Origin of the sequence: Amaricoccus macauensis (assembly GCF_049800915.1) — a bacterium.
Lineage (GTDB): Bacteria > Pseudomonadota > Alphaproteobacteria > Rhodobacterales > Rhodobacteraceae > Amaricoccus > Amaricoccus macauensis_A.
This window is the reverse complement of record NZ_JBNAFY010000009.1, coordinates 160,482-172,085: the sequence shown is the minus strand read 5'-3', so window position 1 is coordinate 172,085 and position 11,604 is coordinate 160,482. Positions and strand designations below refer to the sequence as shown.

At 60.8% G+C, this 11,604-nt stretch carries 5 protein-coding genes and 1 pseudogene; 2 read left to right on the top strand and 4 right to left on the bottom strand.

Translation table 11 applies throughout. From position 1 onward, the window contains the following. Positions 1 to 14 precede the first annotated feature (14 nt). From ACP15W_RS19560 to ACP15W_RS19545, 4 genes and pseudogenes are all read right to left on the bottom strand, one after another. Positions 15 to 371 (bottom strand): annotated as a pseudogene (locus ACP15W_RS19560) (transposase); the annotation flags it as partial. Between the two features lie 243 nt (positions 372 to 614). Next, positions 615 to 3,932 (bottom strand): maltose alpha-D-glucosyltransferase, encoded by a 3,318-nt coding sequence (gene treS / locus ACP15W_RS19555; RefSeq protein ID WP_424934627.1) that lies wholly within the window; start codon positions 3,930 to 3,932, stop codon positions 615 to 617. An 8-nt stretch (positions 3,933 to 3,940) separates the two neighbouring features. Next, positions 3,941 to 6,022, bottom strand: coding sequence for an alpha-1,4-glucan--maltose-1-phosphate maltosyltransferase (locus tag ACP15W_RS19550; protein ID WP_424934626.1), 2,082 nt, complete (start codon positions 6,020 to 6,022; stop codon positions 3,941 to 3,943). 388 nt (positions 6,023 to 6,410) lie between these two features. Next, positions 6,411 to 6,818 (bottom strand): phasin family protein, encoded by a 408-nt coding sequence (locus ACP15W_RS19545; protein ID WP_424934625.1) that lies wholly within the window; start codon positions 6,816 to 6,818, stop codon positions 6,411 to 6,413. Between the two features lie 796 nt (positions 6,819 to 7,614). On the opposite strand from ACP15W_RS19545, the gene ACP15W_RS19540 reads away from it, so the two are divergent. After that, positions 7,615 to 8,370: a response regulator transcription factor gene (locus ACP15W_RS19540; protein ID WP_424934624.1), complete on the top strand. Its 756-nt coding sequence runs from the start codon at positions 7,615 to 7,617 to the stop codon at positions 8,368 to 8,370. 327 nt (positions 8,371 to 8,697) lie between these two features. Then, positions 8,698 to 11,562, top strand: coding sequence for a PQQ-dependent sugar dehydrogenase (locus ACP15W_RS19535; RefSeq protein WP_424934623.1), 2,865 nt, complete (start codon positions 8,698 to 8,700; stop codon positions 11,560 to 11,562). The last annotated feature ends 42 nt before the right edge of the window (positions 11,563 to 11,604 follow it).

Here is an 11,604-nt window from a genome sequence, read left to right as displayed (position 1 = left end):
GTTTTCACGGTCTAGGAGTCGATCACGCCCGCGCTCGGACTGGCTTCCCGACCCTCAAGCTCACGCGTCTCCATTGCCAGCGCGAAACGGATCGTCTGCAACAGTCCGCTGTCGCGCCAGTCGTAGAAATATCCCTGCACCGTCGAGACCGGCGGAAAGTCTTTCGGCAGCATCCGCCACTGGCAGCCGGTCGATGCGATATAGAGGAGTGCGTTCATCACTTCGCGCAGATCCGTGGTGCGCGGGCGCCCCAGCCGGTTCGGTGGCGGCATAAAAGGTTTGATCAAAGCCCACTCGCGATCCATCAGGTCACTTGCATAACGCGGGCATTCCCGCCGATACACATGGCGAGCGGCTTCAGTCCAAGGCATTCGAGGCTCCGTTCAGTCTGCAAACCGCACGGAATCACAACAGACTGAAGACGCTCAACACATTTTCGGGCGGGCTCTAAGCTTGACCTTGCGTAAGATCGGGTTGGCCAACGTGGGCAATTCCACGGTCTATCATCTGGCGAGGCAAATAGAGACCCCCAGGTTCGAACGTAATTCAACCCGAGCCGTTTTTGCGCCTGCAAGTGTATGGGTGGAGCACGTTTGCAGGCGCGTCTCTTGTCGCTAGGTCTTCGACAGTAGGTCGAGTACGCCGGAAAGCGGAATGCGGAGCCAGGCGGGGCGGTTGCCTATCTCGTAGCCGATCTCGTAGAGCCCTTTCTGAAGCAGGAAGAGGTCCAAAAGCGCCGCGGTTAGGGCCTCGTCCTCGGGCATCGAGGCCGCTCCGGCGATGTGCTCGCGATAAGCGGTGAGGAAATCCGAAACCGTTTGGTCGCGCCATTCGCGCACGCGGAGCGCGGCATCTTCTCCCGGATTGTCGTAACTCGCATTGTGCCTGTCGAGCGCCATGGAAGCGGCGTAGTCGAAGCTGCGCAACATGCCCGCGACATCGCGAAGGGGCGATGTCTTTGCGCGGCGCTCCTCCAAGCTGCGGCCCGGCTCGCCCTCGAAATCGATGATCGCGAGATCTGCCTGGGCGATCAGCACTTGGCCTAGGTGGTAGTCGCCATGGATGCGGGAGCGGCCACCGGAGGGGTTCATCCCGGCCACGCGGGCGATGCGGAGCTTGAGAGCCTCGCGCGCGACGAGAAGCCGGTCCACATCCTCCTGGGCATCCTCAGGCAGGGTGGGCCGAAGCTCAGCGACCTTAGTCAGGATGGTTTCCGCGTCCACCGCAACTTCGTCGGACCATTGCGCGAGATGGCTCGCCTCGATCGGTTCGACGGCGAAGGCGGGATCGTCGGTCGGCGTGGCGAAGGCCTTGTGCAGTTCCGCCGTACGCTGGCCCAGAAGCGCGCCGATCTCGAGCGGCAAAGTGAACATTTCTGGTTCGAAGGGCGGCTCGACGGTGTTCGAGCGCATTTCGGTCGCGGCCAGCTCGCGGGTCAGTGCCTCGGTGACTGCTGCCCAAGCATCGCCTTGGTTGGGATAGAAGGCGAAGGCGGCAGCGAGCGTCGTGGTTTCGCCAGCCTTGTCAATCAGATCGATGGAACCGCAGTAGGCGGGCGTGTTCTCAAAGCCTGCGGTTTCAGTCAGGAAGCGAGCAACCTCCACGTCGGGCTGTTCGCCCGTGCGCAGGCGGCGGTAGATCTTCAGGATTGTCGTGTCCGAGAAGGAGATCGAGACATTGCTCTGCTCGACGCCAAGCGGGCGCGGTTCGCCCAGTTCTTCGATGGCGCAGAATTCCTCCGTGGCGCGGCAGCGGATCGTGCCGCCCGTTCCCTCGTGGTCGTGGTTCTGGCGCATTTCGGCCAGCAGCTGCGTGGCGAGGTTCTCGTCATAGGCGCCGTCGATCAGCGCGCCCACATGGGGGCCCTTGCGGATCTTCGCCAGTGTGTAAGAGAGTTTCGGCGCACCGGGCCGGAGATTCTCGTCGCCCCAGCGGGCGGACATGGGCAAGAAGTAGCGGCTGGTCTCGCCTTGCGCGGTGACGTCAATGGCCACGAGCGAGAAGGCGGTGGAGACCAGTTCGCCGATCGGGACGACCTTGACGCTCTCGATCGTCTCGCCCTTGGCGCCGAACCAGCGCTGGAGCGGCAGGAACTGTGGGAGCGCGTCCTTTTCGAGCTGGATGGCCTCGCGGCCCGTGATCGCGGTCTCGATGCGCCCGTCGCGGGTAGTGAGCGTGATGAACTCGGGCAGGATGTCGGGCACGGGTTCGTGCCAGGCGGGGGCCTGTTCCTCAGCGGCGAGCAGGAACCAGTAGAAGCCATAGCCGGGCAGGGTGAGCATGTAGGGCAGGTCTCCTACGGGCGGGAAGGCGGAGCGGCCCGTGAGCTCCACTGGCACGAGGCCCCGGAAGCGAGCGAGGTCGAGTTCCACCGCCTGCGCGCTTTCGGCCAAGTTGGCGACGCAGAGGATGATGTCGTCCTCGTATTCGCGCAGGTAGGCAAGGATCTTGCGGTTGCGCGGGTAGAGCAGGATCATTTCGCCACGCCCGAAGGCCGGGTGCTGCTTCCGGACCATGATCATCCGGCGGACCCAGTTCAGGAGCGAAGAGGGGTCGCCCGCCTGGGCCTCGACGTTTACGGCCTCGTAGCCGTAGATCGGGTCGAGGATGGTGGGCAAGTAGAGTTGCTGGGGGTTGGCGCGGGAGAAGCCCGCGTTACGGTCGGCGGACCATTGCATGGGGGTGCGCACGCCGTCCCGGTCGCCGAGGTAGTAGTTGTCACCCATGCCGATCTCGTCGCCGTAGTAGACGATCGGGGTTCCGGGCATGGTCATCAGCATCGAGTTCATCAGCTCGATCTTGCGCCGGTCGTTGCGCATTAGTGGCGCGAGTCGGCGTCGGATGCCGAGATTGATGCGTGCGCGGGCGTCCTCGGCGTAGGTTTTCCAGAGGTAGTCGCGCTCGTCCTCGGTGACCATCTCAAGGGTGAGTTCGTCGTGGTTGCGCAGGAAGATGCCCCACTGGCAGCCATCGGGGATCTCGGGCGTCTGGCGAATGATGTCGGTGATCGGGTGGCGGTCGGCCTGGGCCAGCGCCATGTACATCCGCGGCATGAGCGGGAAGTGGAAGCCCATGTGGCATTCGTCGCCGTCGCCGAAATAGGGCCGGGTGTCTTCGGGCCACTGGTTGGCCTCGGCGAGCAGCATCCGGTCGGGGTAGTGCTTGTCGAGATCGGCGCGGATGGCCTTCAGCACGTCATGGGTTTCGGGCAGGTTCTCGTTGTTCGTTCCCTCGCGCTCCACGAGATAGGGAATGGCGTCGAGCCTCAGCCCGTCCACGCCCATGTCGAGCCACATGCGCATGACCTCGAGGACTTCCTGAAGCACGCGGGGATTGTCGAAATTGAGGTCTGGCTGGTGGGAGTAGAAGCGGTGCCAGAAATAGGCGCCGGCCTCGGCGTCCCAGGTCCAGTTCGATTTCTCGGTGTCGAGGAAGATGATCCGGGTTTCGGGGTATTTCTCATCCGTGTCGGACCAGACATACATGTCGCGCTCGGGGCTGCCCGGGGGCGCGCGGCGGGCCTCCTGGAACCAGGGGTGCTGGTCGGAGGTGTGGTTGATGACGAGCTCGGTGATGACGCGCAGTCCGCGGCGGTGTGCCTCGTCGATGAAGGCGCGGAAATCCTCCATGGTGCCGTAGCTCGGGTTGATCGAGCGGTAGTCCGAGATGTCGTAGCCATCGTCGCGGAGCGGGGAGGGGTAGAAGGGCAGGATCCAGATCGCGGTGACGCCCAGCTCCTGCACGTAGTCGAGCCGCTGCATCAGCCCGGCGAAATCACCGATCCCGTCGTTGTTGGAATCCATGAAGGCCTTAATGTGCATCTGGTATATGATCGCATCGCGGTACCAGTCAGTCTGGCTCCGGTCGACGGCGAACTCGGCGGCGGCTTCTAAAACGGTGGCGGGGCGGGTCGTATCTGCTTGGGAATTCATGGGGGATCTCATTCGGGCGAGGTGCCGGGAGCGAAGAGCTGCCAAATGGTATAGGGGCGCGTGTGCGGCTCGAGGTCGAGCCATTGCGGTTTTCCATGCCAGGTAAACGTGTTGCCGTGGATCGCGTCGCGCACGAGGATCGAGGCATCATCGGGCAGGCCAAACTCCCAGAGCGGCACCTCGAACTGGAAGACTTGCGTGTTGTGCGGATCGAGGTTCACGTGGAACAGCAGAAAGTTCGACAGATCGGGTGTCTTCTTCGAGTAGGAGAGGACCTGCTCGCTGGTCGTATTGTAGAAGGTGACGTTGAGAAAATCCCGTAGCGCTGGGTGACGCTGGCGCAGCGCGTTCATCAGGCGGATGTCGTCCTTAATGTGGCCGGGCTTGTCCATGTCCCAGGCGCGGATCTCGTATTTCTCGGAATCGAGATATTCCTCCTTGCCGGGCATGGGCGCGGCCTCGCAGATCTCGTAGCCGTTGTAGACTCCATAGTTCCCGCCGAGGCTTGCTGCGAGGCAGAGACGGGTGCGGAAACCGGGCCGACCGGAGTTCTGCAGATAGGTTGGGTTGATATCTGGAGTGTTCACGAAAAAGTTCGGCCGCATGTATTCGCGGCATTCCTCCTGCGTCAGCTCTGTTAGATACTCGGTCAGGCCCTGCCGGTCATTGCGCCAGGTGAAATAGGAGTAGCTCTGGTTGAAGCCCACCTTTGCCAGCCGCTTCATCACCTTGGGCCGAGTGAAGGCCTCGGCGAGAAAAATCGTGTCGGGGTGCAGTGCGCGGACCTCGCCAATCATCCATTCCCAGAACGGGAACGGCTTGGTGTGGGGGTTGTCCACGCGGAAGATCTTGATGCCTTGGTCGATCCAGAAAAGCACTATGTCACGCAGTGCATACCAGAGGTCCGGAAGCGCGCCGCGGTAGAAGTGAACGTTGACGATGTCCTCATATTTCTTGGGCGGGTTCTCGGCGAACTTGATCGTGCCATCCGGGCGCCAGTCGAACCATTCGGGATGCTGCTTGATCCATGGATGATCGGGGGAGCACTGAATCGCGAAATCGAGCGCGATCTCGAGCCCGTAGTCCTTGGCCGTATCCACCAGTCGCTTGAAGCTTTCGAAATCGCCGAGCTCGGGATGTATCGCGTCATGGCCGCCCTCGGGCGCGCCGATGGCATAAGGGCTGCCGGGATCGTCGGGGGCCGGAGTAAGAGTATTGTTGCGGCCCTTACGGTTAGTCTTTCCGATCGGGTGGATGGGCGGAAAGTAGAGCACATTGAAGCCGAGATCGCGGACGTAGGGCAAGCGCGCGATCACGTCGTCGAAGGTGCCATGGCGTTTGGTACTACCCGATTGCGAGCGGGGCATCAGTTCGTACCAGGCAGAGAAGGCCGCGGCTTCGCGGTCGGCAAAGACCTTTAGGGTCTTGTATTCGGTGAGGTTGGTGCGTGGTTGCGCCCGCAGCATGGCAGCGACAACAGCCGGCGCGGTGAAGGCGGCGAGCTGATCGTGGGTGGAGATGGCGAGGTCGGCCTGGGCCAGGAGGGCGGCGAGAAACGCCTTGTCCTCGGAGCTTGCAACATTTTCGGGTGCGAGGGCGGTCTCGACGAGCTGGCGACCCTCGGTGAGTTCGAGAGTGATGTTCTGGCCCGCGTCGAATTTCTTTACGATGTCCTTCGCCCAGGTGCCGAAGAGGTCGCGCCACGACAGGATCGTGACATCGTAGAAGGCATTCTCGGGCAGGGTGATCGTGCCCATCCAACGATCGTTGACGCCGGGAAGCATCGGGGCCTCTTCGGCCTTCGCACTGCCCGACTTGGCGTAGCGTATGGCGGCAAGAATGCCTTCGTGTCCATCGCAGAAGATGTCGGCCTCTACCACAAGCGGGTGGCCTGCGACCGCGCGGGACGGGAAGCGGCCACCGTCGATCTCGATATTCACACCCTCGATCGCCACACGACTCCGGGCAAGCTCCTGCAACTTTCCAAACCCCGGATCGGCCGGTGCCGCGCTGGCGGAACCTGGTCTTGTGACTTGCCCGGCAATCGCAACCGGTTCAGGGTTTGTGGCAGATTGAACGGTGTTCGTCATGTGGACCCCAGTTTGCAGTTCCTGCTCCGGATGAAAACGCCCCGGAGGCCGGGGCGGTTGCGACATTCATCTAAGCCATATTGAGTCGAGCCTTGCAGGCGGCTCAAGGGTCTATTCGGAGTTCATGAGAGAAGATTTGGCAATGCCCTGTGATTGATCGGAAAATCCCAGTGCGACGGTCGCGTCGAGATGGGGGCGAGGGCATCGGACGTCATCGAAAAAAGTTCCGTGTAACGTCCGAATCATCGCATTTCACGAAACGGTTGGTGGGTAAAAACCACGCATTCACGCGAGAAAAAGACCATGTTCCGGCATGTCGAGCGGGGATGTGCCGGCCGGCGACGGCTGGGCCGGGCGCAGCCGCAATGCGCCCGGCTTGGGCAATCGGTCAGGCAGCAACGGTTTCCGCCTTGGGCGGCTCCTCGAGGTTCGGCTCCTGCTCGGTAAGGGTCCGGAAATTCTCCTGTGCTTTCTCGGCGGTCATTTCCGCGAGGTGGGACACTTCGGCCGAATAGTCCTCCGTCATATGGGCGGCAAATTCGCGTTGCACGCCCATGGCTTCCTCGGCGGCCTGGCAATGGGCAAGCCTGGCGAGGAATTCCGCCTGGGCTTGCATTCTCCGGCTCATGAAGGAGAAGAGCTCCGCGCTCGTTTCGAGATTGCTTTCGAAGATCCGTTGCGGCAGTTCGACCGCCTTAGCCATCATGCTCTTCGAGAAATCAGCCATGCGCTCGGCATTTGCCTTTCCGGACGCAAGGACTGTTTCCGCGGCTTCGCTGGAATATTCTGTATTCATCGGTTCATTCCCTCCACTGTGACTTTGATGCTTTGAGGCGATTCTGACACGATGCGAGCTTGCTGCCATGTGCTGGATCAAGAATCCGGACTGGGATCGACCGCGCCTATAACGATTATCCAAGACTTTTGGTGCAACGCAACCCAAGAGCTGTGTTAACACGAATTTCCGGGCCTCGTTTATGGGGCTTCGGCGCAGTTCCGCCCAATCTTTACTGGCGTGCGGCGGGGGGCGTTGTAAATCGGCCAATATGCCGACCGGCCGGTAAAGCATACGGGGCAATACAACTTTTAGTTGTTGATCTGACGAGTGGGTACCCTCAACTTCAATTAACGCGTCCTGCGGCCCTGCACCCTAAGTCTTGCGCCGCGATTTCTCGGATGGCGGCGTGTTGTGCGGACATTAACTTCGATTTCTGGGGGCACAGAAAAAAACGACGCCGCGACTGAATAATGCGCGGCGCCGTTTAACGATATAAAATCTGATCCTCTATGGCCTCACCATACGCCGGTGAGCCGGGGCGAAAAAGGTATCGAAATCGACCACTAGCCATGGTGGATGATTCTCGCGAATCATTTTTACCCCGCTCCAGCCGTTGACGGGATTGCATTTTTCGGTGCGACTTGAGCGAGTAATTCCGTTCGGGGATACTGCCCGAATACGGGAAAACCGGGCAATTTTCTGTATTTCGGGCATGATTAGCCGCCTACCGGCGGGCGCGGCCGTTGTCCGAAGGTTCACGAAACTGTAAAATTCCGCCTCAAGTGGTTCGACTGTCGTGAGGGGGTTTGCGACGATGCCTGGGCTCAACCTGTTGATCGATATGCTTGATACCCTGGACGCAAGCACAAGTTCTGCCGATACGTGGCAGCGGTTGGTTGGGCTTTACGAGGGGGCCGGGGCCTCCTTCTTCGTGCTGGGCGAAATGGACCAGGCCACGGGCGAAATCATTTTTCTCCAGAGCACGATGAACCGCCCCTGGCTCGATCACTGGGTTGACCGCAACTATGCGAGCGTCGATCCGCACTGCCCCAAGAAGGGCATTCCGCCGAAGAAACTCGAAACCGTCACGACGCTTCATTCCGAGCGGAACCTATGGCCCATTGGTAGCGACCCCGAGCAACGGATCTTCTTCGACGAACTGGCCGACGCTGGGTATCATGGGGCTTCCAGCATACCCTGCCCGTTAGGCGACACGTCGCGGGTGCGGCTAGTGGCGTTCGGCGCGGGGGCGGGGGACGAAGGTTTCATGCGGAGCCCGGTTTTTCATACCCTCAGCCTTCTTGCACCGGTGGCGGCCCTCCGAGGAACGCGGCTGGAGGGACGTCATCCCGACATTTTCATAAAGGCAGGCCCGAAGCTCTCGACGCGCGAGCGTGATGTGCTGTCCCTGCTGGCGAGCGGCCAACTCAATGCGCGCATCGCCGAGCGGCTGAAGATCACCGAGCCGACGGTGCGCAAGCATGTGACATCGGCAAGGATGAAGCTTGGTTGCGCAACCCGGGAGCAGGCGGTTGCAGTGGCGGTGTCGCGGGGGCTGATCTCGCTTTAGTGGCGGGTATGTGTAGCAGGGCGATCACAGATATCAGACAGGGAATGGGACGTTCGCCGGTTGACACGGACCTTATAGCCCAATCTTCTTGGCAAGATCTGTGGGCGGCAGCGGAGATCTAGAAGGTCTTCTCGCCGCATGGTGCGTCTTGCCCATTCGATTGAACTGAAATTTACGTAATAGATGACCCAATTTTTTGTGGATATTCGAAGTAGCCATTTCGAATTTATTATTCCTTGCAGCGAGAAATTGCCCGAATAGAACGCTTGACTTATTTGAAATAATTTATGTATGCGACGTCATATCAAGCAGTATTAATTATGGTAAATGATGTCAGGTAATATTTTTCTTGAATCGACGCAGATCAGCATAGGCGAGGCAGACGGATCGATCGCTGTCGGGATCATACGGGAGGTAGATCTTTCGCAGCCGGTGACGGTCGAGTATCAGATCACGCTCGATACGGCACAATCGGCAGACGTGAGCACGCTCGGGGTCGGGCAGGTCGTCATTCCAGCGGGTGTGGACCGCGTTACCGTCGATGTGGGGATCGTCGATGATGCGCTGTCGGAAAGCGCCGAGACCGTCATTGCGTCGATTGTCAGCATCAATAGCGGGACGCTGACATTCCCGCGGACGACCCGAATCGACATTCTGGACGACGAGAATTCGATGGAGCCGCCGGCGGATCCGCCGCTGGAGTCGAACTATTCGGTGACCGAGTCCGTGGTGATCGACTACGTGCAGGCCCCGATTGCGCTGGAGTTCTCTCCTGTTGATCCGGACCTCGTCTATGTCGGGCGCAAGCGGGGGTGGGTCGAGCTTTACAATGCCGAGACCGGGGAGAAGGTTTCGACGGTCTTCAACCTCGATGCGGAGACGAACAGTGCCGCTGATCGCGGGCTGCTCGATATCGCGCTGCACCCGAATTTTCCGGAGGAGCCCTATTTCTATCATTTCCGGGTGGTCGATCCGCCCGAGACGGCCGGCAACAGCGGGCTGGCCGGACAGGATGGAAGCGGCAACCGCTTCGCGCATCTGACGCGGATCGAGCTCGATCCTGCGACCAACTACAGGACAATGATGCCGGGTTCCGAGGTGGTCCTGCTTGGCGCGGCCGGGCAGAATCTTGATGATATATCCGGCGGTGGCGCGCTCAATTTCACTTCGACCGATACATTTGATCTTCCAGCGTCCGAAATCGATCCCGTGACGGGAGACTACAAGCAGGATTACCTGAAGGTGGATTCCCAGTCCCATGCCGGGGGCTCGCTGGAATTCGGCCCCGACGGAATGCTGTATGTGAGTGTCGGTGACGGGACATCGTTCAATGCCGCCGACCCCCGCGCGCTTTCGGTTCAGGATGTAGGTTCGCTGTCGGGCAAGATCCTCCGCATCGACCCGATGACGGGCAATGGCCTGCCGGACAATCCCTTCGTGGATGAGGCTGGGGGTGATCTGACGCGCAACGAGGCCAAGGTCTATCAACTCGGGTTCCGCAATCCGTTTGCCATGTCCTTCGACGCGGAGGGAAAGTTCATCATCTCCAACACAGGCTGGGGCGGATACGAGTCGATCTTCTCGGGCAGCGCGGGAGCGAATTTCGGTTGGCCCTACTACGAGGGCGGCGATGGCGGCGTGCTGGTGCCCGCTCGAGGCTATGAGGATTTCGAGACCGCCGATGCCTTCTATGCCGCGGTCAATGCGGGTGAGATTGATATCACGCCACCCTATCGTGCCTTTTCTCATGTCTACGAAGATCCCGGATACCAGGTACAGGGCATCGCGGGTTCGGATGATCTCATCGACTCCGACGCGCTGCCGGAGAGTCTGCAGGGATACTACATCTTCGCCGACTTCGTGGAGGGCGAGGTTTTCGCCGTCAGCTCGGACGACCGACGGGAGATCGAGTATCTCTACACCTCGCAAAGCGGTCTTGCTCCGATCCATTTCAAGCAGGGGCCGGACGGGTCGATCTACTTCGTCGACGTGTTCGGCAACTATGTTGGTCGCTATGACATCACCGAGCCGAGCGCGCCGGTGGAGGGCGTTTCCTTCGATTACAACGGCGATGGTTTCGGTGATCTGCTGTTCCGGAACGACTCCTCGGGGACGACGCTCGCATCGAGCGGGCCGGACGGAACACTGGTTCGGAACTTTGGTACGACCTCTTCCGGGATCGTTGCCATCGGGGATTTCGACGGCGATGGGGCGACCGATATCGTTGTTCGCAACACCAATGAAACCATGGTGAGCCGGGCCGGTGCCGGCGGGTCGATCACCGGCTATGGCAACCGTGCAGGCGAGACGCTTCTCGCGGCGGCCGACTTCGATGGCGACGGCAGCGACGACCTTCTGTTCCGCGACGGTGCCAGCGACTCGGTCGAAGCCGTTGACGGGGCGGCAAACCAGGTCATCCAATCGTTCGGGACACAGGCAGCGGGTGCGATCGAGGCGGTGGGAGATTTCGACGGCGATGGAGTTTCCGATCTGCTGCTGCGCAATCCGGACGGTACGCTCACCAGCGCAAGCGGAACCGGGGGCGTGGTTGCGAGCTACGGAAACCGTGCGGGCGAAACCCTGTTGGCGATTGCCGATTTCGATGGCCAGGGCGGGGATGATCTGCTGATCCGTCGCAATGCCACGGGCGCGACCTTCGTCATCGACGGAAGTGACAATGCGTTCATCCGCGGCTTCGGCGTGACGGCGTCGGGTGCGGTGAAGGCGGTGGGCGATCTCGATGGTGACGGCGCGACGGATGTGGTACTGGAGAATTCCAGCTCGGTTCTCATCGGTCTGAGTGGGCCCGGTGGGTATGTCGCGGGCTATGGCAATCGGACGAACCAGGCTCTGCTTGCCGTAGCGGATTTCGATGGGAACGGCGCTGACGATCTCCTGCTCCGGAACAACAACGGCGGAGCCACGTTCGTCATCGGGGGATCGGACGCAGCCTTCAAGCGCGGATTCGGCCCGACCAATCCGGGCGCGGTGGAGTTCGTCGGCGATCTCGATAGCGATGGTGTGGCGGATGTCGCGATTCGCAATGCGAATGGCAGCGTCTGGGGGCGGAGCGGCACTGACGGAGCAGTCGCGGGCTACGGCAACCGGGCGGGGCAGGAAATCGCCTTTGGCGAGATGACGCTTGATCTTCTGCCCGATGGGTTGATGCCTGGGGTCGATGCGCTGATCTGATCCGTATCGTGGCGCGCCCTTGGGAGTTCTGAAGGGCGCGAT

What these genes read in the sequence shown, in the direction of transcription:
- treS (WP_424934627.1), bottom strand. Translation starts at nt 3,932, where the DNA reads ATGAATTCCCAAGCAGATACGACCCGCCCCGCCACCGTTTTAGAAGCC.
- ACP15W_RS19535 (WP_424934623.1), top strand. Translation starts at nt 8,698, where the DNA reads ATGATGTCAGGTAATATTTTTCTTGAATCGACGCAGATCAGCATAGGC.
- ACP15W_RS19545 (WP_424934625.1), bottom strand. Translation starts at nt 6,818, where the DNA reads ATGAATACAGAATATTCCAGCGAAGCCGCGGAAACAGTCCTTGCGTCC.
- ACP15W_RS19550 (WP_424934626.1), bottom strand. Translation starts at nt 6,022, where the DNA reads ATGACGAACACCGTTCAATCTGCCACAAACCCTGAACCGGTTGCGATT.
- ACP15W_RS19540 (WP_424934624.1), top strand. Translation starts at nt 7,615, where the DNA reads ATGCCTGGGCTCAACCTGTTGATCGATATGCTTGATACCCTGGACGCA.